Here is a 24698-nt window from a genome sequence, read left to right as displayed (position 1 = left end):
ATAGTCGGTAGGCTAGACGCAGTTGAGACGTGGCTCAATTGCGCGGCGGTATGCGGCCAATATAGAATGGGTTTGGGAACATATACGAAGGTTTGCGACGTAAACCGTTCTTTGGCGGCGCGGTGCGCTCGACCAGCGGGCGTCGACATGGCTGACCGTGCCTGGATCGGTGCAATCGGAGCTCTTTTGCTGACAGGCTTGTTGAGTTGCTCGACGCACCTTAAGTGCGTCCGGGGACCATGAGCTCGTCCAGAATCTGCTTTGAAATGAGTGAGTGAAGCGCGAAGGTCCCCTTAACGGGGTGGGCTCTGCAGGAGCCAGGCACTTGCTTCTGCGACAGATACGATTGTCCTGCGCCGGAACGAAGTGGTCTGCTGGATGTGCGATCAATTTGTGCGCCGAGCGCCTCTTTCAGCGACTGTCTGGAGACGGTCGTCCTTCTGGACAGGACGGTGGCGAGTCGAGTTAAACCGCCCGAGTGTGGGGAGCTTCCGAACGAGGAAGATGAGCGTCGAACGCCGAGGCGACGCTTCTGACAAGGAACTGTGCACCGTCGCTGACGGTAAGGCGGTCACCGTCCATGATCACGACGCCGTCCGCGACAAGCCTGTCGAGCCGAGAACGGTCGATGATGGCCGATTCCGGATCCTGGCCATGAAGGCGAAGTATTTGAGAAAGATCGACGGACATGTCGCACATGATCCTTTCGATGATCTCGGCGCGCAAGCGATCGTCCTTCGAGAGCAGGTAACCCTTGGCGGTTGGGAGCCGATCGTCGATGATACGAGCGAGATACTCGCGTATCGCGACGGTGTTCTGGACAAATCCGTGGGGCAGGCGACCGATCGCACTGGCGCCGAGACCGATGAGAGCGTCCGCTGAATCGTCCGTATAGCCCTGGAAGTTCCTCCTCAGCGTGCCTTGCCGCCTCGCCAGAGCCAGCTTGTCGTCCGGGAGGGCAAAGTGATCGAGGCCAATGCGTACGTACCCGGCATCGACCAGAACTTCCGCGATTGTCTCGGCTTGGAGGTGCCGTGCGACGCTGTCAGGCAAAGAGGCTTCGTCGATCTTGCGCTGATGTTTCTTGAACGATGGAACATGACCATAGCCAAAAACCGAAAATCGAGCCGGCCGCAGCTCGAGGCACCTGGCTACGGTGTTCCGGCACGACGCGACGGTCTGCACGGGAAGGCCATATAACAGGTCGAAATTGATCCGGTTCACGCCGGCACGGCGCAGCCACTCGACCGAAATTGCGGTCTGTTCGAAGCTCTGCCGGCGATTGATGGCGCGCTGCACCAAAGGATCGAAGCTCTGGACGCCAAGGCTCGCTCGATTGACCCCGCAATAGCCCAGCGCCTCCGCCATCGGCTCTGTCAACGTCCGCGGATCGATCTCGACCGCGATCTCGGCACCAGGCAACACAAGGAACGAATAGCGTAGCGCGCCGACGAGATCAGCGAAGGTTTCGGGCATCATGATCGTCGGAGTGCCACCCCCGAAATGGACATGAGAGATCGACAGTTGCTGACCGATGGCTTCTGCGACGAGGTGGGCCTCAGTGCGCAGCCCTGCCGCATAGGTCGCGATCGGTTCGCTCCGCTTCATGACAGACGTGTGGCACCCGCAGTACCGGCACATCGAGCGACAGAAGGGCACGTGCAGGTAGATCGATGCCGACTGCCGGCTCCGCAGCGACTTGAGCCATACGCGGTAGTCTGATTCCCTGATCGACGACGAGAAATGCGGAGCTGTGGGATAGCTGGTGTAGCGCGGTAGCCGGTCCTGCCCGTAGGAGTTTGCCAGATCCGGTCGCATTCGGTTTCCTTTCTTTCTCTCCGGCGCGACTATCGGACTTGCGGCAGACGATCATTGCGCTTGCTCAAAAAAATTGCCCGGCGTGCCCATGCAACCATCCTCAAGTCGGGATCGGCTAGGCGATGACCACACGGCGCATAGATGAGTTCGCGGATGAACTGACAAGGTACGAGCGATATGCGCGTGCTACCAAGGTACCGCAGTTCTCGTGGCGGCCCATTCGCGCCTGTCATCGCGCAGAGTGGCCAAAGCCGTTCGCGCCCCCAGCATGTTCGGTGAGGCCTGTCCGTTGCCTGCGTCGGATCGCCTCGAGCCGCAAGTGACAGCGGTTCAAGGCAGGCCGTCTCGATCCGCCGGGATCGCTCTTCGTCCGTTCGCCGACGTCGTGGGCGTCTGTCTTGACACGCCATCCAGCCGAGGTTTGCCAACCGGCGATAAACGGGCATGTCGTGAGGAACTTGGAGGCGCCTTCGCGCATGCAGTGTGGTTATAGGCAACGATGCCCATCCGGCTTGGTGTGATGTGGTCCGGCGCGGGACCCGAATATGCACATTCTGCGACAATCGCCGAAGTCGCCGGTTTGCAGTTACTTGACATCGCCGAAGATGACCCGCCGTCAAGGCAACGGCCCGTTTGCCTCGGTGCCGCCGCGTGCGACCACCGCCATCGCGGATGAAAGCGCGGCCGAGCGTCGTTCGGCTTCAGCCTCTTGCGCGAGTTCCAGAATGTGCGCTCTTAGCGCGTCGGAAATCGCTTCGGCATCCTCACTAAATAGCGGATCTCCATGATCGTTGAGGGCGGAAGCAGCGTCCGCCCAATCCTCAGCTGATAGCACCTTGAGGGCGGTGGGAAAGAGATCCCGTTCTTCCCACGTCATGTGATGTCGCTCGTGCATTATAAAATTGCGCACAATGTTGCCGACATCTTGCCGAAGGATCTCTCGATCTGCGAGAACGCCATCGATCGCTTCAGCGAGATGATGCAAACGATCAGCGCCTTCGTGATGCTCACATGTGATGTCTCCGAGGCTTGCAGCCGCATCCGGATCACGGATCTTCAGTTTGGCGAAGATCAAATCTTCCTGCGGGTGATGGTACAGTTCCGGGTAGACTTCGAAGTAGCTGATAATCGCGCGAATAACTTCATAGTCGGGACGATCCCCACGTTCAAAAATATCCAGTTCGCGCTGAAGCGCGTTGAGGAGCAGGTCGATATTGCGATGCTCTCGACGCAAACGATCGACGATCATTGTAGTGCTCCCAGGCAAGAACCTTCGACTTAGACAATGTAAGCTGAAAGCGATTGTGCCCAATTGCGCTGGATCAAGCCCGATCCGAGCCGGGATCCACCGGGCGCTGCCAGCCTAAGTCGCAAAGAGGAGGCCGCAGTTCACCAGCCGTTCCGTCGCGCGCAGATCAGCTCAGGCCAATTGCGGTGCAGCAGGAAAACCGTCGACTTGCCGATCAAGCGAACGTTCCTTAATGCAACACGCTGCTTGGATGAGCTGATCTGGGAAAGGACCCGTCGCCTGGGTCCGCATGGCAGCATCGCAGCATCTGATCGATGGGTCTCGATCAATCGCTCGTGACGAAGAGGAAACCTGAGTACGTCCCGTCGGATCGACGGCGTCGCTGATTTGGTTCGCCGACGCTCATCGGCCATTAGCTTCAGATGCCCTCGATCGTGATGACTCATATCTGGCTGGCGCTGGGAGCATGCAGGAGGGAATGGCGGAAAATCGCATGGATGATCCCTCGCTCAGTGCGACATTAAGGTCGGGACGGTCATTGACCGAAGCAGATCGCGCCTCATACGGCCGAGGAGCTTTCCGTGCAGCCAGGAGGAGCTGCACGCGCTCATCACTATGAGATCGAAGCTATCGTCCATTGCGCGCGAGAGGATCGATTGGAGCTTCGACCGGCGCACCGGGAGGACCGAGGTGACCTTCGCCGCGAGGCCCAGCCTTGCCAGATGCGTTACCAGATGGTCGCAGGAGCTTTCGGGCGAGACAGTGCCGCGGCCGGTGACCATGATGATGGTGAGAGCATCGGCTTTGCGCAGCAGCGGCATAGCATCGTGCACCGCGCGGGCTGCCAGCCGGCTGCTGTCCCAGCAAATCCCGATTCGCTTGGCTGAAAAAGGGCTATGAAAGGCGTAAGGCATGAACAGGACTGGACCTCCGGCCCTAAAAAGGATCTCGCTTGGCATAACGTTATCATAGCTGTCGTGGTCGCTCCGCGGCTGCGTGACGATAGTCACGTCGTGGACGCGCGCGCTCGCGCAGAGGAGCGCGCGCGCCTCGGATGGGACCGCACTGACCGCGCGGGTCGCGTAGGAGATGCCGGCGTTCCTCGCCTCCCGATCAAAGACGCGAATCGCCGCCTCAGCTCGCTTCAGCGCCCGGTCGTGCTCGACTTCGAAAATCGAGGTGACCGGTGCGCCGCCGGTCGCAATGAGGGGCATGATCGTTCTCTCGTATCCGATCGCCGTAGCGTCGAGATGGGCACCCGTGCTGACGGCGAGGGAGATCGATCCGTTCAGCGCAGGACGCACCGGAAGTTCCGTGGGAATGTGGACCAGTATGGTTCCGAACATTGCCCTTCTCCTAACATGAAAGGACGCGTTGCCCGTCAGACCCTGGCCTTCGCGGGGACAGTTGGACGTTTCGCATAATCGTTTGCCGACTTCGTTTGAGCGAGATCAACTCGGCCGCGGCGTATTTCTTGCAATGCTCTGATGCCGAGTAAGGAGAACCGGCATGATGCCTGTCGCATTAGTAATCGGTGGAGCTGAGAAATCGAGACCCGTTCCCGCGCGTCATGGGTGGCGGCTCGGACGATGCCCCACGATGCCGTCAATTCAGACCATGCGATGGGCGATCGCTCGGGCAGGCGAACTCTACGGTGGCAAAATCGGTCGAGCGCAGCCACTACACGCGCAATGTCACCCCAATCTGCGGGTTCCGGCGTTGTGATCGACTGGCTGCGTCTCGTGCATGTCAACACAGGCCTGCTGGTCGCGATAGCTCGCGATTCATGCAAACCGCCATTCTGCCGCAGCACAGATCGGACAATGAGGCCGACCCGGAAAGCTCGTCGGAGCCTTCGCATTCCTAGCTGCCGACGTGTGGTCGTCACGGGCGCGCTGTTTGCCACGGAGTGTCGACGATGTGGCCGAGGCGTTAGACATCTACGGCGTTGCTCAGGTCCCGTCGTCGCCGCAGGAACCGCAATCGGTGCGTCAGCCGCAGTAAGGCTTGCGGCGGCAGTGCTCCGATTGAGGGAGTAAACCGCGAGAGGGGATATTGGAGCCAGTTCATGAGCGGAATGACAGTTCGAACGCATGTGCACTCAGTCATCTGGATCGATCACTTCATAGCCAAGATATTTTCTGTCGGAATGACAGGCGCCAGCGCAACGGCCGTGCGTGCGCGTTTGCCATCCCAGCAGCTGCATCACAAAGCGAATACGACCGGCCCTGGCTGCATCCATGAAGATCCCACATTCTTCATCAGGGTCGGCGAAGCTGTCGGCGGCTGCACTGATCTGCTCATCATTGGGCCAGGTGCCGAGAAGACCGACCTTATGCACTTTCTGATAAGGGCGCGGCCGGACCTCACCGTGCACGTTGAGTCGTGCGATCGGCCGAGCGACCGGGAAATCGTGGCATTGGGACGAAAGCGATTCCACCTCGACTGAATGTAGGAGAGCAACCAGAAAGTCGGCCAAGACACGATGAGGGTGGTGCCCGAGTACATCGAGCCGATCAACCGTGAAATTTCGAATGGGGGCGGTCGGCACACTCTCGAGTGAAGCTCTCACTGGCGGGATAATGAAGAAGTTGCAGGTGGCTCGGGGGTAGCTGAGGATTGTGCCGCGAACCTCGCCGCTCTCAATTGTCCTTGGCTTGCGCCACTCGTGTTTCAAGGCCGTGGCGAGCGATCTAAATTAGCGCGGTGCTCGGAACTCGCCTGGTGCGATCGTGCCGATTGCATTGCGGCTTCAAGGGTGGCAGTCGAGCCAGCAGATGCGTCCCGATCCGCGGTGATGACATCCGATGCTATTCGCACCAGACGCGCCAATGGGTGGGCTGCACGGCGACGCGTTCTCCCGTCTGTACCTTGATCCAGCCACCGAAGCTGCGGCGGCAGGGGAAGACCAGCCGGTGAATGATGTTCCCCTCGATCACGGCAATCTCCAACACGCGATCAAAGGGCGCCGTTTCGATGCGTTCCCAAGTGAGATGGCGACCGGCTCCGCGGTGCCGTTCATCGTTGCTGGTTGACAAGATCAAGCAATCTTCCGGGCAGTGCGGTCCGCATCGCCTGTCTCGCCCGCGATGGCAAGACGCAACCGACCCATGTTGCAGGTCAACGAACGTCAAACGCGGCGTAGAATGGACGGCGGCGACGAGCCGGCGAGGCTAGCTGGATGTCTCCGCTGAATCGGCCGGGGCAGTGCAGCCATCTGAGCGGATGTGATGATAATGACCAAGATCAGACCGATCGACGCCGGGAGAATGTGTATCATGAATGGTGTGTCCTATGCGTTTTAAGCGTGCCTTCATCCCCCCGCGTGGTACCTTATCAGGCCGGTGCGCAATCGGATTGAGCGAGATCAAAATCTCGAATGCGCAATGATGTGAGGATTCTGGTGGGAAGAGAATCGAAGGAGAATCGCACTGGTTCGCTGTAGATCAGGGCGAGACGTGTGGTGACGTGGGCTGCGAAGCAGTTGGCGGATTGATTGCTTACCGCGGATTGTCGATGGTCTTTCCGGCACTGGTCGCGGCCACAGCTATGAGCACTGAAGAACCGAGTCTCGGCGGCATCGTGTAGGCTCGCATCAACCTGATCACTGGCTATGCGATCGCGGCCGCTGAGGGGCCCTCAAGAGCGACAACGCGTTGGTTTTCAGTTGCTCGCGAACATGAGATTAGGGAGACTTCTCTGTCGCCAATCCTTGTTGGCCAGCGGGGCTATCGCCACCGATAGACGGGTTTTTGTCACCAGGGAACGTAGCTAGCTCGCTGTCGCCGCAGATGCATTTCGGTGGGCGTTACCCGGGGAGTTTCTTCCCGCAAGTCGGGGTCCTATTTGATGGATGTCAAAAACCAGCCAGGCTCGGGCAGCTAAAGCAAGCTTGAGAAGTATCGCGCATGGTTACTCAACCTGCACATATTCGTGGTTCTGGACTGTTCAAAAATCTGCTCCGCAGGTTACGGGCGAGCCTCTCCCAGCAATCAGAATTGGCTTACTTGAGCCGGCAGGACATCGACTTTATCGCGCGGGAGCTTAATCTCTCCACGTCCGATTTTCGAGCGCTGGCGCAAAGTCCGAGCTTGCCCGAGCTCTTGAGCAAGCGTCTCGCGCGTGCCGGCATTTCCGAGGAATCGCTTGCCTCCGCGCAAGGCGACGTGTTGCGCGATCTTCAGCGCGTATGTGGACTGTGCCACGTCAAGGCCCGATGTGCGGCCAGCCTTAAACGAGAGAAGCCGGCAAGTGCCGTGAAATACTGCCCGAACGAGGCGACGCTGCACGCCCTCGCTCGTGAGGCGGACAACACCTGCAGTACGTTGGGGATTGATGCCAATCCGTCGTGCTCGGGGATACGATCCGATAGCCATTGTTCGATCCGAAGATGAGCGGCCTGGCTGTGCCCCTGCATCGCCCAACTTGTGGGCCAGTGATCGCTTAACACTTTACGCCACGGGTGCTGAGCTTGCCGTTCCTTGGAGTCAGCTCTGATCGGCTCTGGGCGTCTTATAGCGCAATGGACAAACCTGGCGTTCGGCGCCAACGCAATTGTCGTGGCCTCGATATATGGGCTCCAGTCGATCTGCAGCGCCCGCTTCGTGGGGGCTCGTACTAATCTCCAAGAAGCGCGCTGAGGGGCTTGACTATTCGTAGCGCTGTTCCATCTGATCGGGCCGCACATCGACAACATCCAGCGCCGCCGGACTGTGCTCAGATCTTCGGCATCATGCTCTCGACAACGCCGTGGATACCATCGTGAATGACATGATCAACAGCGGTGCATCGGTTGCGTATCGCAAATCCGCAATCGTTTACCCCAAGGCGTCAATCCGGCCAGTGAGCACTTCCGGGTCTCGACGAACGCCATCATGGTGTGCATGTCCGCGATGTGAGCGCGCGGAAATCTTTCGGACGCGTATCAGTCGGATCCGTCCCTGCACGGTGGACGAAGGTCAGGAATCCGGTGACGAAACAAAACGCGGATCGGAATCAGATGAGGAGACGGTCCAGGCGCCCGCGGTATGCTCCGATGAGCAAAAGGATTCGTCGGCTCGCCCGGAATAGGCGGGGCTGAAGCCGAATATGTTCCGTGCGAAGGTTGAATCGGCGATACCGCATGGAAGGGCCAGTAGTCGACTGCGTGGATACTCGTGTTGTCTCCGCGCCTGTTACTTCGTCATCGCGGCGGGGAGAAGCGCTTGTTCAGCGGCACATAAGTTGTATCCATTTCGCAGAAATGTCCTGCGCTATGGTTATGATGCCTCGCATCTCGTGTGAATCGTGCCGGTCAAGTAGCTGCACACAAAGTATATCACAGCAAGGCTGCATAGTTATATGGTGTATGTGTGAGCGGTGATCCAAACTACAGCGTGCGCTCCTGTGATTCCATGAGACGGGCCCATCTCTCAAAAAGGCGTCCAACAGGATGGAAAAATGAAGGAAAGAAACAGGGAACTCCGGGGTCGGATCATTTTCAGGCGTTGTGCGATTCGTCCTCGCTCAATAGCGAGCGCTGCCCTGTTGAAGCCCGTAAACGCGGATTGCTGCGTTTGCAAATGCGTAGCCAAGTCGGGCCGAAACCTGACGAATTCACGCAACGCCGCAGCTGCCATTGATAATCGCTTTAGCTCTTGGGTCGCCAAAGCAGCGCGAGTTCCTGTGATTGATCGTCTTTTATGGGTCGTCGCTGCGGAAAAGTTGTGCTACAAGCCGCTCCTCTGAAAGGAGCATCTACTGTGAAGCAAGCAAAGAAGAAACGCGTTAAGCGGCGCGAGTGGACCAAGGCAGATATCAAGGAGCTCAAGGCCCATTCGAAGGCTCGGACTCCGGTCGCAAAATTAGCAAAGATGACCAAGCGTACTGTCGGTGCGCTACGCCAGAAGGCCTTGAATCTCGGAATTGGACTCGGACATCTGCGATAGCAACTCCGTGTCGCGGAACAGAGTAGGGCGGCTCGCGAGCCGCCCTTGTGAGCGATTGGAGATTGTGTCTTAGACCTGACTGCAGACTGCGTTGTTGTCCGCCACTCGTCCTCTGCGTTGTCCCGCACCATTTTCTGTTTGAGCGGGGTAATCCTGGAAACCTGCGGACCCCCTGCCGTACATTGTTGAGTGGTCGAATTGCGAGCGAAGCAGCTTGCTTATCGGCTTCCTCACAAGCGTTTCGTTTTCTTCACATGCTGCCGAGTAATTTGCATCGCCGCGGCAATCGGAATGCTAAGGTTCACCGCGGCGGGGAGGCCGGCTTCGCTGGCCGTATCAGTGCAGCAGAGATGAGAGCATTGCTTCGCCGTCCATGCCGAGTTCGTCGTGAAATTCAGGATCGCACGAAATAGATCGATGTACCCAGTAAGCCAGTAAGAGGCTTCCGGATTCCATCCAGGAGACGCAAGCGGCGGGCGTATGACGTTCCCGCCGGGGTTCGGCGCAATAGTGCTGCACGGCCAATCCCACTTAGGCTGGAGGGCCCATATCCTCGAGGTTGAGGCGATTTGCTGATACCGCCAAGTGCGGATCCAATGGTTTCCGAAGACCCCGAAATCCGCGGCAAGGTGCCAGAATGGCGGAGCAATGTGATCGCCTGACCCGAATGCACCGGCTGTTATCTTCAGCCGATGCTTGCATCGACTCGACGGGATAGCAGCCTTCCGCGACACTAGGCCGAGGCGTAATGCGGCAAATGCTCAACAACCGTCGTCAGTCGCGCAGGCTCAAGAAGAGACAAATTCCGGAGCCGGCCATTCATCGAAGAGCCCGGTGGGCCTGAAGTGTAGGTGAAAGCAAGCGCTGCGGATGGGTCTCCTGCTCGGTTTGAGTCCTCGACGTCCCGAACGATACGGTGCCCTGAGTAGCAACAAGAAAAGTGCTCGCGTGGCTTCATAGTTGGCGGCAGATCGGCTCCGTCCTGAGCATGTCATAATCGGCGCACCATCGATCGTGCAAACTGACCACAGCCAGCGTCGTCTGCGTTGCTTTAACAAAACGTCGAAAGTTGAAAGATCGGACACGGCATTTGCCCCTCGTTATTTCTGAGGATCGTGCAACTGGTCCTCAGAACTCCAGGGCGATTTTCAAGCGAGCCTTTTCCAGACGACGCCTGACGGCGGCCAGCTTGCCAGCGAACTCGGCGAACTCCGCAGCGCTGAATTCGCCGAAAATGAACTCATCCAGTGCCTTCTGTTGCGTAGCAACGTTCGCTAGATGCTTGTAAGCTGTTTCCGTCAGCGACAGCCGCACAACCCGAGCATCGCTTGTGCAGGACTTGCGACGCACCAGGCCCTTTTTCTCCAGTGCCTTTGATTGGAGCGTGACGAATGAAGCGTCGGCGTGTATCAGCTTTGATACCACATTAACGGGAACACCATTCTCTGCCTTCAAATCTGCCAAGCCGACCAAGACCATCCACTGCGGCCCGGTAATGCCAAGCGCGTGCGCCAACAGTTGACGAACGTCCTCCAGGCATCCGTTGATGGATCTGATCTCCCATGAGAACTTTCGCACCATCTCCTGATGTTCAGCAATGGTACGACCCCGCGCTTTCGCGGAGCTGGGCGGATCCGACAGCATTGTAAATCAAGATGTCCTTCTCGATTGTTCTCTTACCGCGAATTGGGCGTGTGGGTAAATGGCAGCTTGCGGAAAGCGGATCAAATGCTTGGTACGATCTGGACGGAATAAGGGGCTGAACGGCACGCGATGAAGGAGGCAGCTGTACCTGCAGGCGAGTTCGCGACGTATACTAGCATCGAGCGTGCCTGCAAGCTCCTCGTGCGTTGACCTGGAGTGGGTATCCACGCGGAAGGCGATCTCGTTCCGCCTAGGTGAGATGCTTGCGAATATCTCGCGGCACCCGGCTTGTTGGTGATGTATCGGCTGGGCCTCCCGCGTGGTGAGTTCCTTGCATCGTAGCGGCCTCGTCCACGCATCTCCGATCGTGTCGACCGTCTCTCCGTTCGACTAGCTAGCGATCTTGGAAGCAGCATCGAGGGCCGAGTCGTCCCGACAACAGATCCATGCGGATGAGCACTTGCGCGATAAACGTTCGTATAGTTTTTCGAAGCGATTCTATATCGGCTGCTTATCTTCGTAGAATTGAACTCGCCGTTCTGTCTGCGTTAGCTCTGTAGGCCGTCGGGCGATCCCGGGCCAGGACCTGAAATTGCTGACATCCGGCCAGGTCATCCGAGTTTGATGGCTCCCGGATGAAGAGTTGCAGCCGAAATCCTTCGTGCACGATGGCTCGGTCCGAGCGGTCCGCCTGTGTAGAATGCCGCGGCCACCATCATTTCTTTCCGGTGGGGAAGGGGTGGGCTGCGCTTGCGCTGTCCAAGGGGCAGAGGGAGCAGTATCATGAGCCGGGATGTTAATTGCGCACCTGCAGTCTGTTTTCTTCTCGGTCTTCCACGGTCCGGGACGACGCTGCTGGCGCATTTGCTCCAGCAGCATCCGGATATTGCGGCTCCGCCTGAACCTTGGCTCATGCTGGCGCTTGAGGCATTTGGCAGGTTGCGCCACGGTCATCCGGCTGGGTCATCACTGATTGAAGCCGCGGCCTCCGAATTCCTGGGTCGTATCGACCGCAATATGGTCAGCCGCGCTTTTGCAGATGCGGCATACGGTCAATATTTGGCTGCCGCGGGCAAGCGCATCATCATAGATAAGACCCCCCGCTATTGGATGGTGCTCGAATTTTTGGACGCGCTTTATCCGGACGCTCCGCAAATCCTCCTGATGCGCAATCCCTACGCCATTGCTGCATCCCTGAAGTCGACATGGGGAATTCCACTTCAGGCAGAAAACACTCGATCCGTCAGCGTCTCGTCTCTCGCTGATCTTATGCTCCGTCTACCCGACGGTATTGCGTCGGCGCTCGCCGACCTGGTTCTGGGCCTGCCCCGGCTTGCGGCGCACCGCGCTCGCCTACAGACGCAGGTCGTGCAGTATGAACTGCTGGTGGCACGTCCGGAGCAGGAAATACAGCGCCTGGTTGCTGGCCTCGGCTGTGAACCAATCAGCATTGGGGCGACTATGGAGCAAGCGGGCTATTTGCTGTCCAGCAGTTTTGGAGATCGAAAGATCCTGGAAAGAAGGACCATCGATGGCGGCTCCGTCCACGCGTGGCAAGCCCAGTTGAGCATCGAAGAAATGCAAACGGTAACCGATCTGGTCGGCGCCGAGCTCATGATAAAGCTCGGTTATGAGGAGGAGCTTCGGCATGCGCAACAAGCTGGAATCGTGGATAAGGGACGTGACGTAACTGAACTATATCGCCGGATATTTCGAATCTGGTGGGATTTGCGCACGTCCTCCGGCTTCCCAACCAACGCCGGCGAATTGACCTCCGTGGCTCGGCAGGCTTCAGACAATGCTTGCTCCCCGGAGTCGCAGCAAACATCCGAGACCATAGTCGAGGCGAGTGCGCGGCTGGAAGCTGCGATGGCGGCTCCGTTGCGCAACGCACTTTCAGCCTCTGAGGCCGCTCGAGGTACGCAAGTGGAGGCAATTCGCGATCGCGATGCCACGATCGCGGCGTTGCGGGCCGAGATCGTGCGGCTCGAGCAAAGCCTCAAGGGAATCGAGCGATGACCGATAGGCTTGCCATCAAACTGAACGACCTGACCTTTTGGTGATCGTTGTCTCGCGACGAAGCACGTCAACAAAACATCCGATGGGCTGGTCGTGGAGAGCAACGAAGGAGCGGCAGGACGTCCAGATAACTAGCCTTGCGACCGTCGCGGTATTTGACCCAATTGAAAGCCACGCGATATAGCACACCCGATCGCCGGAACGGCTGTGCGGATCGGAGCAAGTACGTCAATACGGGACTGAGCGAGCAGAGATCCTGCATCGAAGAAAGACATATGCTGCCGAAACATCTGCGCCGACTCGAAGCTGAATCGATCGAAATCATGCGCGACGTGGTCGCCGAGTTCAAAAAGCCGGTCATGCTCTATTCGATCGGAAAGGACTCGAGCGTCATGCTGCACATCGCGATCAAGGCCTTTTATCCCGCGAAGTTGCCGTTTCCCCTGCTTCACGTCGACACGACCTGGAAGTTCCGCGAAATGATCACGTTCCGGGATGAGACGGCCAAGCGGCTCGGCGTCGATCTGATCATCCATGTGAACAATGAAGGCATCGAACGCGGGATCAACCCGATCGTATCCGGTTCGGCTCTCCATACCCAGGTGATGAAGACCGACGCTCTGAAGCAGGCACTCGACCTCTACCAGTTCGATGCAGCCTTCGGCGGCGCACGACGTGACGAAGAAAGGAGCCGCGCAAAGGAACGAATCTTCTCTTTCCGATCAGCGCGTCATGTGTGGGACCCCCGCAATCAGCGGCCGGAGCTCTGGAATCTCTTCAACACGCGAATTCGTCAGGGCGAAACCATGCGCGTGTTCGCGCTGTCGAATTGGACCGAGCTCGACATCTGGGAGTACGTCATGTTCGAAAAGATCCCAGTCGTGCCGCTCTATTTCGCTAAGCGAAGGCCTGTCGTGCGACGAGGCAGTGCGACGATCATGGTGGACGACGAACGGTTGCCGCTTGAATGCAACGAAACCCCGGAGATGCGGATGGTCCGGTTTCGCACGTTGGGGTGCTATCCCCTGAGCGGAGCCATCGAGTCAGACGCGACCACGATCGAGGGCATCGTCGCGGAAATGCGCTCGGCAACGGCGTCGGAGCGTCAAGGACGCCTGATTGATACCGATGAGGCCGCTTCGATGGAAAAGAAGAAGCGGGAAGGCTACTTTTGATGGCTTCCACAATGACAACTGCACCCGTTGAGGCCGGAACAAAGGATCAGCTGCGATTCATCACCTGCGGTTCCGTAGACGACGGAAAGTCGACGCTGATCGGACGCCTGCTGCATGACGGCAAGATGATTCCCGGCGATCAGCTCACGGCGCTGGAACTCGATAGCGCCAAGCACGGCTCGGCCTGCAATGACATCGATTTCGCGCTGCTCGTGGACGGGCTCGAAGCCGAACGGGAGCAGGGCATCACGATCGACGTCGCCTACCGCTTCTTCACGACGTCGCGGCGCTCCTTCATGGTGGCCGACACGCCCGGGCACGAGCAGTACACCCGCAACATGGCAACCGGCGCCTCGAACGCCCAGCTCGCCATCATCCTGATCGATGCGCGCAAAGGCGTGTTGGTCCAGACCCGGCGCCACTCCTTTATCTGCTCGCTGCTCGGTATTCGCCATATCGTGCTAGTGTCCTGAACCGGAAGTTCATGGCATTTTAGGCTTTGGCTGGCGCATTGTAAGCGCAGAAGCGTTCGATGGAGCTGAGAATGTCGTCGGCTGATCTGGTCCATCGGAATGGTCTTGGGTCGGCGTTGTGATGTTCGATGAAGGCCGTGATCTCGGCACGTAGCGCCGCCACACTGCGATAGATGCCGCGCCTGATTTTGCGCTCGGTGATGAGGGCAAAGAAACGTTCGACCTGATTGAGCCAGGATGAACTGGTGGGCGTCAGATGGACGTGCCAGCGCGGCCTCTTGGCCAGCCAGTTGCGGATCAGCGGCGTCTTGTGGGTTGCGTAATTGTCCATGACGAGATGAACGTCCAGATCGTCTGGAACGGCGGCCTCGATCTCATCGAGAAACTTGCGGAACTCTGTGGCGCGATGGCGCCCGTAACACTTGCCGATGACCCGGCCGGTTGCGATGTCGAGGGCGGCAAATAGCGATGTCGTGCCATGGCGCTTGTAATCGTGACTGCGGCGTTCCGCCTGACCAGGTCGCATCGGGAACGTGGGTTGGCTGCGATCCAGTGCCTGGATCTGTGACTTCTCGTCGACACACAGCACGATGGCCCGCTCGGGCGGGGCCACGTAGAGACCGACGACGTCGCGAACCTTGGCGACGAAGTCGGGATCGGTTGAAAGCTTGAAGGTCTCCAACCGATGCGGCTGTAAGCCGAAGGCGCGCCATATCCGCTGGACCGTCGAGACTGACAGTCCACTGGCCCGCGCCATGCTGCGCGAGCTCCAGTGGGTGGCGTTGGGCGGCTTCGTCTCAAGGGTGCGGACGATCACCGCCTCGATCCGGGCATCTTCGATCGTGCGCGGCGTCCCTGATCGCGGCCCATCCCGAAGACCTTCAAGCCGATGCTCGGCGAAGCGCCGGCGCCACTTGCCGACCGTATCGGGATCAATACCCAGGCGAGCCGCCACGATCTTGCTCTGCTCGCCGTCGGCACTGGCCAGGATGATCCGGGCTCGCTGCGCCAAGCCCTGCGCCGTGCTTCGGCGCGAGGCCAGCGACGTCAACTCAGCGCATTCAACCTCAGTCAATTCCAGCGGAGCAAAGCGTCGACCCATAACCATCCTCCTCAAACCATCAGGACAGTCTGCTATCTTCGAGTCGATTTGGAGTCCGCTGAACTTCAGATTCGGGACACTAGCGGTGAACAAGATCGACCTCGTTGCATACAAGAAGGAGTGCTTTGATCGGATCGTCGGTGAGTACCTTGGCTTTGCCGCCGGTCTTGGCTTTACTTCGATCATTCCGATCCCGATTTCGGCCCGCTACGGCGACAACGTCGTGGACCGCTCCGCGCATACCAAGTGGTACCATGGTCCATGTCTGCTCGGGCATTTGGAGAGCGTCGATATCTAGTCCGACGCCGCAAGCCAGGCTTTCCGTTTTCCGGTCCAATGGGTGAACCGACCCGACTTGGATTTCCGTGGCTATGCCGGGTCAGTAGCCTCGGGGAGTATTTCGGCGGGAGACGAGATCGTTGTCGCCGCATCCGGACGAACGACGCGCGTCAAGCGGATCGTGACCCAGGCGGGTGACCTGCCCCGAGCCGAGGCTGGCGATGCCGTCACCCTTACGCTGGAAGATGAGATCGATATCAGCCGTGGCGATCTTCTGGCGCGGCCAGGCGAGCGGCCGAAAGTCGCTGATCACTTCGCCGCTTATCTGATCTGGATGGACGAGGAGCAACTCGTTCCGGGACGCAATTACATCCTGCGGATCGGATCGCAGACCGTGGCCGGCAACGTTACCGCAATCAGGCACCGGATCGAGGTCAACACATGTGAGCACCTCGCAGCCCGGACGCTTTCTCTCAACGAGATCGCATTCTGCAATGTTGCGACCGCATTGCCGGCCGTATTCGATCCTTACGATGTCAATCGGAAAACCGGATCATTTATCGTCATCGATCGTTACACCAATCGTACGGTTGGCGCGGGCATGATTGCGTTTCCGCTGCGGCGGGCCACCAATGTTGCCTGGCAAGCGGTTTCGGTGGGCAGGAGCGAGCGCGCCGCACTGATGAATCAGAAACCTTGCATCGTCTGGTTCACTGGCCTGTCAGGCGCGGGAAAATCGACAATTGCCAACCTCGTCGATCAAAAGCTGTTCGCAGCGTCGCGCCACACCATGCTGTTGGATGGCGACAACGTCCGCCACGGATTGAACTGCGATCTTGGCTTCAGCGAGGCTGACCGCGTGGAGAACATCCGGCGCGCCGGCGAAGCCGCCAAGCTGATGGCCGACAGCGGCTTGATCGTGTTGTGCTCGTTCATCTCGCCCCACAGGGCCGAACGAGATATGGTGCGAAACCTCGTTGCTGAGGCGGAGTTCATCGAAGTCTTCGTCGACACGCCGATCGAGGAATGCGCGCGGCGCGATCCTAAGGGTCTGTATGCAAAGGCGAGGTCCGGAAAGATCAAGAACTTCACGGGCGTCGATGCGCCCTACGAAGCGCCGACGAGGCCCGAAATTCACCTCAGGACCGTGGGGCAGACGCCCGACAAATTGGCGGAGACTGTCGTCGATTTCTTGGCGGCGCGCGGAATCATTGGCGGTCGCTAGCATCGGCACGCCCTGTAGGTCCATCACCGATTTTGCAGCACATGACTATCACCGGCATCCTGGCCCGGTCGGGTCGACTCGGGTTAAGCCGTGCTCATTGATCAGACGAACTGGCCGAAAGGAATAAAATGGTCGCACCCACCCGTGGACTGCCGACTTCCGGTTACGTGCTCGAAGTCGACGGCCAATTGAAAGCCGAATTCTCGACCCGAGATGGAGCCTGGGCACGAGCGGAGGAGCTTAAGGCGCGTCGTCCGATGCTTCAGGTCAGAATCTACAACACCCTGACAAAGGCCCGGGAGGAAGTCCGGCTTCCACGCGCTTGATTGTTCCGTAGACGTGTTTTTCCGCGCGTGCGGCTGGCGCCGCACCGGGCTCTCGAACCGAGCCACGCAGCGTCTCGGGCCAGCCGGCGTCGATCCCTCGCGCACCAATGAGGTATCCCCGTCGTGACTGGGCCCGGGCGATGACCTTCTGCCATACGCTGTGAACCACTTCGGGGAGAAGCAGTCGGTTCCGAATTCTCGCGACCGGCGGCGCCATGCTGGTCCTTTCCTCGTGGCCTCGTTTTTGCCGGCCGCTCGGCCGGAGCGCGAACAGATAGACGGTTCAAGAGGCAGGCTGCCGGTCTGCCCGCGAACAAATCGGCACCGAGGGCCGCAGCTGCAGAGCAGAGTGAGAGGAGCGCCCGCTTCGCCGTGACGGGTTTGTAGCCGCGAGAGAGTCTCGCGACGCCCGTCGCGGAGACTCGCGATGAAGCGAAATCCTTCCCGGGCGCGCGCCGGCCAGGACCGGGCCTGCCTCTATGACGAAATCACCGATAAGATCATCGCCGAACTCGAAGCCGGCCATGTGCCGTGGGTTCAGCCCTGGAGGGCGGCGACGGACGGGGCGCCGCCGGCCATGCCGAGAAACGCCGCCACCGGACGCCGCTATGGTGGCATAAACATCCTGCTTCTCTGGAGCGCAGCGACGGTGCGCGGATTCGCAGCTCAGAGCTGGATCACCTTCCGTCAGGCGCTGTCGCTTGGCGGTCACGTCCGCAAAGGCGAGCGCGGCGCTACTGTCGTTTATGCCGATCGTTTCGTTCCGGCCGACGAAAAACGCCGTGCATGCGAGGCCGGCGATGAAGCGCAGGCGATCCCGTTTCTGAAACGTTTCACTGTCTTTAACACGGATCAGTGCGACGACTTGCCCGCGGAGATTGCGACGTGCGCGACACCTCCACCGCCGGGTATGATCGAGCCGACCGTCGACAATCTGATCAAGGCGATCGGCATCGATTTTCGCATCGGCGGCGACCGCGCCTTCTACGTTCCGGCCGAAGACTACGTGCAAGTGCCGCCACCGGCGGCCTATTTCGAACCGATCAATTGGCACCGCACAGCCTTGCACGAGATCGGTCACGCCAGCGGCCACCCCTCACGCCTCAATCGTGATCTCAGTGGTTCATATGGCACCAGGAAGTATGCCTTTGAGGAACTGATCGCCGAACTGAACGCGGCTTTCTGCTGTGCCTCGCTCGGGATCACGCCGACTGTCCGGCATGCCGATTACATCGCGTCATGGCTTGAAGTGCTGCGCGAGGATAATCGGGCCATCATCCGCGCGGCAAGCCAGGCCAGCAGGGCCGCGGATTACATTCTCGGCTTTTTGCCCGATTCCGACGTGGACATCGCAGCAGAAGGCACGGATTCACGTGGCTTGAAGCCTCACTTTACGGGCGAAGAGTGAGAGGAGGCGGGCGGGTTTCCGCGACGGGTCGGAGGTCGAGAGAGAGGCTCTCGGCTGCCCGTTCTGGAGAACCGAAATGATGATGGCTGTCCGAAACGACTACGGCGCGTTCGGCGTGCTGGCGCCCGGCAGGCAATATCGAAACCACGCGGCAACGGTTGTGCAAAGTTGTCAAGGAGCATCGGTAAACGGGAGGTCCGGTGATGCCGCGTGACGCTGCCGAGCTGGCGCGCCGCCTTGCCCGTGATGCCGAGGCGGTATGCCGCCATTACCTGTCCAACGGACGGCGCCAGGGCCGCTACTGGACGGTGGGCGACGTTCGCAACACGCCAGGCCGGTCGATGTTCGTCCGGCTGAGCGGACCGGAATCCGGTCCCGGCGCCGCCGGGCGCTGGACCGATTCCGCCTCGACCGAATATGGCGATCTGCTTGACGTGATCCGCGAGAGCTGCGGATTCATCGACTTCCGCGACGTCGCCGATGAGGCACGACGCTTTCTGAGTCTGCCGCGCGCCGAACCGCGCCGCAGCCCAAAGCACGTGGGCACGCCTGTCCCCGCCGGATCGCCGGAAGCAGCGCAGCGGCTCTTCGCGATATCGCAACCGATCACAGGTACGCTCGCGGCAGCGTACTTGCGCCATCGCGGCATTACGACGTTGCACGACACCGCATCGTTGCGCTTCCATCCGCGCTGTTACTACCGGCCGGATGAGCACAGCACAACCGAGACCTGGCCGGCGATGATCGCCGCCGTCACCGACCTTGAGGGCAAACTCACCGGCGCGCACCGGACCTGGCTCGACCCTGACGGATTCAGCGAGGCGACGCTCGGCAAGGCGCCGATCGACACGCCACGACGTGCCATGGGCGGTCTGCTCGGCCATGCCGTCCGCTTTGGCGCGGCCGACGACGTCCTCGCTGTCGGCGAAGGCATCGAGACGATGCTGTCGCTGCGCTGTGCGCTGCCTGCCATGCCGATGGCTGCCGCGCTCTCGGCCAACCACCTTGCCGCCTTGCTGCTTCCGCTGACGCTGCGCCGCCTCTACATCGCCCGCGATGCCGATGCCTCAGGTGACATGGCGCTCGCGGCATTGACCGAACGCGCCGAAGCGGCGGGCATCGAGGCGCTTGCCCTGTCGCCGCAGACGGACGACTTCAACGAGGACCTGCGTGCATTCGGCCTCGGCGCGCTGCAAGCGGCACTGCGCATCCAGCTCGCGCCACAGGAGGTCGTTCGTTTCATGCTCTTCACTGAGGCCGAGGCGGATTGACCGATCGGCCTCCGGCGCCGCCGGCAATTGGGCAGATCATGTCGTGTTGTAGTGTTGCGGACTGCCGTCCATATTGGACGCTGGAGCGCACAGCCGGATTTGCCCACCCCTGCCGACTTGCGCGGTGCAGCAAGTCGGCAGCTATCCGGGGTACACGGGTCGTGGCACTGACGCATTCCGGAAGGCAGCACATGACCCAATGCGGGCCTCCCTATCAATGCTATAATATGGGCATTCACTTAGACGGCGGAGTGAGCACACTGTGACGGCTCGAGAAGGCAACACGGCTAACGATAGCCTGATTGACCTTACGGCAACGGCCGCAATTGACTTGATGCGTCGAGGCGACGTCTCTGCGGAGCATTATGCGAAAGCTCTGTTGGAGCGGGCTCGAAGTTTTCTGACCTTAACGCCTTTCGAACGCTTGATCCCGAAATGTTGCTCGAAGCTGCTCGCGCTGCCGACATAAGGCGCAGGGCAGGCGGCGTGCTTGGCAAGCTGCACGGACTGCCCATCCCCGTGAAAGACAGCATCAACACGCGCGACTTCCCGACCTCCAATGGCACCCGTGCCTTGCGCGATTTCAGGCCCAAACAGAACGCAGCCGTTTCGAGCCACTGCTGACCGAGGGCGCAATCGTGATGGGAAAGACAAACCTGCACGAACTCTCGTTTGGCTGGACAAGCAATAATGAAACCTTCGGCAGTGTGTGCAACCCCTATGACCGCGCGCGGATTCCGGGCGGCAGCAGCGGCGGATCGGCCGCAGCGGTCGCCGCGCGCATTGCGCCACTGGCAATCGGCGAGGATACGTTCGGGTCGATCAGGGTGCCGGCAACATGTTGCGGGCTGGCGGGCTTGCGGCCGAGCTTTGGTCGCTACCCCGGTCAGGGCATCATGGCGCTGACCGACAACAAGTTTGATCAGGTCGGTCCGCTGGCGCGCGCCGTCGTCGATCTCCTTCTGTTCGATCGCGTCGTCACCGGCGACGACACGGCGCCGACCGCGACGCCGTCGCGCGGTGTCAGAATTGGCCTGTCGTGCGATCATCTCCTCAGCGGCCTCGACCCGGAGGTCGGGCGCGTTGTCACTGAAGCGTTCGGCAAGCTCCGTGAGGCCGGCGCGACGCTGGTGGAGGTCGCCACCCCCGATGTTGTGCGGGCGGCTACGGACATTGGAGGGACGATCCTGATCAGCGAACTCGTCCAGGGGGTCGCGAGGTACTTGCAGGAGCAGGGGACTGGCCTGACCCTTCGAGGCAATGTTTGCGCAAGTCGGCCCTTCGATGAAAACATACATCGAGACTCGAGCGCTGCCACCGAGCAGACCCAGTCGTGAGGCTTATGAGGCAGCGCTGGCCAGGCGCGATCAACTGAAGGCTACCGTCCGCGATTGGTACAGCCAACACAATATTCTGATGCTTGCACATCCCGTGATCATGGGTCTCCCACCGAAGATGTCTGACCGAAGTGAAACCGAGGTCGGCGGACAAAAGTGTCGCGATCGGGCGCAACATCGCCTTGGGAGTCTGTGCAAGCATGTCTAGCTTGGTTCTGCCAGCCGGTGAGACCCCCAGTGGTCTGCCTGTCGGATTGGAATTTGACGCATTGAGCGGACAGGACCGGGAGCTGCTGTCCGTCGGCTTATCGCTTGAGGCAACGTTGGGCCGCGCCAACCGGCCTCCTCTGTTGGGGTAGCCGCCTCGCCGCATGGATCGTTGTAAGTCTCCACGGTCGACCCAACGAAATGCTATGCCAAGCGACCGGCATCACGTTGCTCCATCGGAAACAGATCGGATCTATTACTGTCGCGGCTTTACCCCGCTTCCAAGAATGGCAGGCATGGGGACCCGGAAGCGGTCCCCGTTTCGGAACAGCTGATCCACGCCTTCAGCGACGGCGACGTTGATTGCCGAGAGAGCAGCGCTGTCTTGAGCAAGAAGAAGGGCCCTTATCCTTACCCCTCCCTGCAACGCCAGATTGACCAATCCGGTCGCAGTTTTCAGCAGCAGCGTCTGAGCCACAGTAGTTGCAGCGACATCGGAGAAGTCCACTTGCGCAAGCGCGGCCTTCATATCCTCCGGATCGCCGAACTGGAAGAAATCGGGACCGTGCGGCAGGGGAACGTCAACACGCCCGTGAGCTTTCACCGTCCCCAAGATAAGGCCGAAGCCATTGGCTGGTGAGGGTCGTTCCCAAACGCTGATCGCCACGCGGCCGCCGGGACGAAGGACACGATACATTTCCGCCAAAGCGCGGTCCGGCTCGGGCACATGGAGTAAACCGTAGCCGCAAACAACGGCATCGAACATATTGTCGGGATATGGCAAATCTTGCGCGTCCCCTTGGCGACAATCGACCGAAGGAGCGTTCCGGCGGGCGGCGGCGACCATGGCCTCTGAAAAATCGACAGCTGATACCTTCGCACCGCGCTCCGTAGCAGCCAGCGCGAGCACGCCGTGTCCCGTGCAGACATCGAGCACGTCACATCCGCGAATGACCCCAGCTGCATCGAGCGTGACATCAACCGACTGCGCCGTCAGCGGACCAAAGACAGCTTCGTAACCCTCGGATACTGCGTTCCATCCGCTTCGTTCAAAGTCTCGAAAAGCGTCCGGCTCGTTCGACACCTGAATTGGCATGTTCTGAACCCCGATCAGAGTTTCTTGGTGGCGTTTAGAAAGAGCCGCGGCAGTCGAAGATATCACCAACCAGAGGCAACGAACAGAAGCTGGGAGGTATCGGTGACTTCGGAAGGGCGACTGACCATTCCTGGCCCAACTCGGACCTCCCGAGTTGAGCGTTCCGCGCTGTGGTCCCGGCAAAGTGCCATTTGAGGCAATCGGGCTCCTGCGATTACCGCTCACATGTCGGCAACAAAATGCTAGGGTACCCCTTGTGCCAGCGGCGTGGTTAGTCTGGTCGTTTAGAGGGCGCCTTGACCGAGCAGCGGGTTCAAAGGCGATTGGCGGCGATTTTGGCCGCCGATGTGGTCGGTTACTCCGCGTTGATGCAACGCGCCGAGGAAGCCACCTATTCCGAGTTTGAGCGGCTCAAGCGGGAATTGATCGAGCCTGGCCTCTCCCGCCACGAAGGGCGGCTCATCAAGACAACGGGCGATGGTGCGCTCGCCGAGTTCGCGAGTCCCGTTGCCGCCGTGAGATGCGCGGTCGAGATCCAGGATCATCTTGCCTCAGGCAGCAGCCCCCTAAGGTTACGTATCGGGCTGAACCTCGGTGACGTTATTGTTGGGCAGGACGGAGACCTTTATGGCGACGGGATCAACATTGCTGTCCGGCTAGAGGGTGTCGCCGATCCCGGCGGCATCCTGATTTCCGAGAAGGTGTACAGCGAGGTCGAGGGTAAGCTGGACGTTGGCTTCGAGGACCGGGGTCAACAGCACCTCAAGAACATCTCCAGGCCGGTCCGCGCTTTTGCTGTGCGCGCGGGAGCGTCTGGCGGGCTGAGCGACAGGCTGAGACCGCCTCCGCCACTCGCGGACAAGCCGTCCATCGCGATCCTGCCGTTCCAGAACATGTCCGGCGATCCCGAGCAGGAGTATTTTGTCGACGGCATCGCTGAAGACTTGCTGACGACTTTGTCGAAAATCCAAGAATTGCTGGTCATCGCACGCAATTCGAGTTTCGTGTTCAAGGGACAGGCGCGGGATATCCGCGAAATCGGGCGAATACTTGGGGCTCGCTACATACTGGAGGGGAGCGTTCGCAAGGCCGGCAATCGCGTGAGATTGTCGGCACAGTTAATCGACAGCCTGAATGGCAGTCATGTGTGGGCCGACCGTTTCGAGGGCGACCTCGAGGACGTGTTCGAACTTCAGGACCGGATTACGCAGGACATCGCTGCCGCGCTCGAGGTCCGGTTGACGCTTGGCGAACAGGTGCGGGTGTGGCGCAAGCGCTCCGGCAGCCCGCTGGTTTACGAGCATTTCCTCAAAGGCCGTACCCTGTACGTCAATTTTGCCAAGCACACTCATGCACAAGCGCGCCTCGAATTTGAACGGGCCTTGGCCATCAACCTTGACTATACTCCGGTGCTTTACCTGTTGGGGCTCACATTAACCGACCAGGTTCGCTTTGGCTGGGAAAGAGACGAGGCGACAACCTACGAGGCGGCGATGGAGTGTGCTGCCCGGGCTCTGGCGGCCGACCCAGACAGCTACATGGCATACGTGGTGATAGGTTATGCGCGGTTGTTTCAACACCGGCATGATGAGGCTTTGGCAGCCGGCGACAAGGCGATTGCCCTCGGCCCGAACTGCGCGGATGCGTATCACATGGCTGGCATGTTTCACGGCTACGCTGGCGATTTCCGAAAAGCCGCTCAGTACGAGGAGCAAGCACAGCGGCTCAGCCCGCTTAGTATTAGTCAATCGATGGTCGATGAGGCACGGGCAAAGTTTCACCTTGGTAATCTTACCGCTGCACGCGACATTGCCTCGCGCGTCCTAATCGAGAGGCCACACTGGCTAACAGGGCAGGCCGTTCTTGCAGCGTCGCTCTGGAACCTCGGCAGTGAGGACGAGGCTCGAGCAATCGTCAGGAAGATGCTGACAACCCATCCCAACCTTACCGCAAGCCGCTGGGCGCAGGGATTACCTTACCGCCACCAGGAACACCTGGACGCACTGATGAAGCCACTGCGCCTTGCCGGGTTACCCGAATGATCCAGTAGCCGCGATCAGCGGACGCTCGTCTATGCCGAAGTGGTGATCGAGTCAGGCAGCAGAATTCGAAATGGTAAGGAAACGGATACAGATGCGGGAG

18 protein-coding genes and 2 pseudogenes are annotated in these 24698 nt (G+C 59.8%); 11 read left to right on the top strand and 9 right to left on the bottom strand.

Going from position 1 to position 24698, the window contains the following annotated elements:
• Nucleotides 1-465: 465 nt before the first annotated feature.
• The 5 genes from hemN to MTX19_RS29320 form a co-directional block, all read right to left on the bottom strand.
• Nucleotides 466-1818: an oxygen-independent coproporphyrinogen III oxidase gene (gene hemN / locus MTX19_RS29340; protein ID WP_280973020.1), complete on the bottom strand. Its 1353-nt coding sequence runs from the start codon at nucleotides 1816-1818 to the stop codon at nucleotides 466-468.
• Nucleotides 1819-2434: 616 nt separating this feature from the next.
• The gene (locus MTX19_RS29335; RefSeq protein ID WP_280973019.1) at nucleotides 2435-3067 is read right to left on the bottom strand and encodes a hemerythrin domain-containing protein; all 633 of its coding nucleotides are present in this window, start codon (nucleotides 3065-3067) and stop codon (nucleotides 2435-2437) included.
• A 509-nt stretch (nucleotides 3068-3576) separates the two neighbouring features.
• A complete protein-coding gene (locus MTX19_RS29330; protein ID WP_280985589.1) occupies nucleotides 3577-4371 on the bottom strand; it encodes a universal stress protein in 795 nt (264 codons plus the stop codon).
• 797 nt (nucleotides 4372-5168) lie between these two features.
• Nucleotides 5169-5546: a hypothetical protein gene (locus MTX19_RS29325; protein WP_280973017.1), complete on the bottom strand. Its 378-nt coding sequence runs from the start codon at nucleotides 5544-5546 to the stop codon at nucleotides 5169-5171.
• Between the two features lie 331 nt (nucleotides 5547-5877).
• Nucleotides 5878-6111, bottom strand: coding sequence for a hypothetical protein (locus MTX19_RS29320; RefSeq protein WP_280980465.1), 234 nt, complete (start codon nucleotides 6109-6111; stop codon nucleotides 5878-5880).
• A gap of 864 nt (nucleotides 6112-6975) precedes the next feature.
• On the opposite strand from MTX19_RS29320, the gene MTX19_RS29315 reads away from it, so the two are divergent.
• Nucleotides 6976-7461, top strand: coding sequence for a hypothetical protein (locus MTX19_RS29315; protein WP_280980464.1), 486 nt, complete (start codon nucleotides 6976-6978; stop codon nucleotides 7459-7461).
• A gap of 2661 nt (nucleotides 7462-10122) precedes the next feature.
• Here the strand turns inward: MTX19_RS29315 and MTX19_RS29310 are convergent.
• Nucleotides 10123-10638, bottom strand: a complete 516-nt coding sequence (locus tag MTX19_RS29310) for a MarR family transcriptional regulator (RefSeq protein ID WP_280973012.1) — start codon at nucleotides 10636-10638, stop codon at nucleotides 10123-10125.
• Nucleotides 10639-11421: 783 nt separating this feature from the next.
• On the opposite strand from MTX19_RS29310, the gene MTX19_RS29305 reads away from it, so the two are divergent.
• The 3 genes and pseudogenes from MTX19_RS29305 to MTX19_RS29295 all read left to right on the top strand — a co-directional run.
• Entirely contained in the window at nucleotides 11422-12657 is a 1236-nt protein-coding gene (locus MTX19_RS29305; RefSeq protein WP_280973011.1) for a sulfotransferase, read from the top strand.
• Nucleotides 12658-12917: 260 nt separating this feature from the next.
• Nucleotides 12918-13832, top strand: coding sequence for a sulfate adenylyltransferase subunit CysD (gene cysD, locus MTX19_RS29300; protein ID WP_280984910.1), 915 nt, complete (start codon nucleotides 12918-12920; stop codon nucleotides 13830-13832).
• An 11-nt stretch (nucleotides 13833-13843) separates the two neighbouring features.
• Nucleotides 13844-14293 (top strand): annotated as a pseudogene (locus MTX19_RS29295) (GTP-binding protein); the annotation flags it as partial.
• Between the two features lie 31 nt (nucleotides 14294-14324).
• On the opposite strand, the gene MTX19_RS29290 reads toward MTX19_RS29295, so the two are convergent.
• A complete protein-coding gene (locus MTX19_RS29290; protein WP_280980713.1) occupies nucleotides 14325-15413 on the bottom strand; it encodes an IS630 family transposase in 1089 nt (362 codons plus the stop codon).
• Between the two features lie 79 nt (nucleotides 15414-15492).
• Between MTX19_RS29290 and MTX19_RS39335 the strand changes: the two genes are divergently transcribed.
• Nucleotides 15493-15705 carry a hypothetical protein gene (locus MTX19_RS39335; RefSeq protein ID WP_348638368.1) on the top strand — a complete coding sequence of 71 codons (213 nt, stop codon included), beginning with the start codon at nucleotides 15493-15495 and terminating at the stop codon, nucleotides 15703-15705.
• Nucleotides 15706-15786: 81 nt separating this feature from the next.
• On the opposite strand, the gene MTX19_RS39330 is transcribed toward MTX19_RS39335, so the two are convergent.
• Nucleotides 15787-16035 carry a hypothetical protein gene (locus tag MTX19_RS39330; RefSeq protein WP_348638216.1) on the bottom strand — a complete coding sequence of 83 codons (249 nt, stop codon included), beginning with the start codon at nucleotides 16033-16035 and terminating at the stop codon, nucleotides 15787-15789.
• Between the two features lie 159 nt (nucleotides 16036-16194).
• On the opposite strand from MTX19_RS39330, the gene cysC reads away from it, so the two are divergent.
• The 5 genes and pseudogenes from cysC (at nucleotide 16195) to MTX19_RS29265 (ending at nucleotide 21253) form a co-directional block, all read left to right on the top strand.
• The gene (gene cysC, locus MTX19_RS39325; protein WP_348638367.1) at nucleotides 16195-16911 is read left to right on the top strand and encodes an adenylyl-sulfate kinase; all 717 of its coding nucleotides are present in this window, start codon (nucleotides 16195-16197) and stop codon (nucleotides 16909-16911) included.
• 753 nt (nucleotides 16912-17664) lie between these two features.
• On the top strand, nucleotides 17665-18645 hold the full coding sequence (locus MTX19_RS29280) for a zincin-like metallopeptidase domain-containing protein (protein ID WP_280973009.1): 981 nt from the start codon (nucleotides 17665-17667) through the stop codon (nucleotides 18643-18645).
• 203 nt (nucleotides 18646-18848) lie between these two features.
• On the top strand, nucleotides 18849-19916 hold the full coding sequence (locus tag MTX19_RS29275; protein ID WP_280980460.1) for a toprim domain-containing protein: 1068 nt from the start codon (nucleotides 18849-18851) through the stop codon (nucleotides 19914-19916).
• Nucleotides 19917-20330: 414 nt separating this feature from the next.
• A pseudogene (locus tag MTX19_RS29270) lies at nucleotides 20331-20540 on the top strand (amidase family protein); the annotation flags it as partial.
• On the top strand, nucleotides 20534-21253 hold the full coding sequence (locus tag MTX19_RS29265; RefSeq protein ID WP_348638324.1) for an amidase family protein: 720 nt from the start codon (nucleotides 20534-20536) through the stop codon (nucleotides 21251-21253). The pseudogene MTX19_RS29270 and the gene MTX19_RS29265, both read left to right, overlap by 7 nt.
• Before the next feature lie 463 nt (nucleotides 21254-21716).
• Here MTX19_RS29265 and MTX19_RS29260 read toward each other — a convergent pair whose 3' ends face one another.
• Entirely contained in the window at nucleotides 21717-22556 is an 840-nt protein-coding gene (locus tag MTX19_RS29260) for a methyltransferase domain-containing protein (RefSeq protein ID WP_280973006.1), read from the bottom strand.
• Nucleotides 22557-22852: 296 nt separating this feature from the next.
• Here MTX19_RS29260 and MTX19_RS29255 point away from each other — a divergent pair, with 296 nt between their 5' ends.
• Entirely contained in the window at nucleotides 22853-24598 is a 1746-nt protein-coding gene (locus MTX19_RS29255; RefSeq protein ID WP_280973005.1) for an adenylate/guanylate cyclase domain-containing protein, read from the top strand.
• Nucleotides 24599-24698: the final 100 nt, after the last annotated feature.

Source organism: Bradyrhizobium sp. ISRA464, assembly GCF_029910095.1.
Classification (GTDB): Bacteria; Pseudomonadota; Alphaproteobacteria; order Rhizobiales; family Xanthobacteraceae; genus Bradyrhizobium.
This window is presented reverse-complemented; position numbering and strand designations above follow the sequence as displayed.

What these genes read in the sequence shown, in the direction of transcription:
- MTX19_RS29305 (WP_280973011.1), top strand. Translation starts at nt 11,422, where the DNA reads ATGAGCCGGGATGTTAATTGCGCACCTGCAGTCTGTTTTCTTCTCGGT.
- MTX19_RS29315 (WP_280980464.1), top strand. Translation starts at nt 6,976, where the DNA reads ATGGTTACTCAACCTGCACATATTCGTGGTTCTGGACTGTTCAAAAAT.
- MTX19_RS29290 (WP_280980713.1), bottom strand. Translation starts at nt 15,413, where the DNA reads ATGGTTATGGGTCGACGCTTTGCTCCGCTGGAATTGACTGAGGTTGAA.
- MTX19_RS29310 (WP_280973012.1), bottom strand. Translation starts at nt 10,638, where the DNA reads ATGCTGTCGGATCCGCCCAGCTCCGCGAAAGCGCGGGGTCGTACCATT.
- hemN (WP_280973020.1), bottom strand. Translation starts at nt 1,818, where the DNA reads ATGCGACCGGATCTGGCAAACTCCTACGGGCAGGACCGGCTACCGCGC.
- MTX19_RS29275 (WP_280980460.1), top strand. Translation starts at nt 18,849, where the DNA reads ATGCCGCGTGACGCTGCCGAGCTGGCGCGCCGCCTTGCCCGTGATGCC.
- MTX19_RS29260 (WP_280973006.1), bottom strand. Translation starts at nt 22,556, where the DNA reads ATGCCAATTCAGGTGTCGAACGAGCCGGACGCTTTTCGAGACTTTGAA.
- MTX19_RS29335 (WP_280973019.1), bottom strand. Translation starts at nt 3,067, where the DNA reads ATGATCGTCGATCGTTTGCGTCGAGAGCATCGCAATATCGACCTGCTC.
- MTX19_RS29280 (WP_280973009.1), top strand. Translation starts at nt 17,665, where the DNA reads ATGAAGCGAAATCCTTCCCGGGCGCGCGCCGGCCAGGACCGGGCCTGC.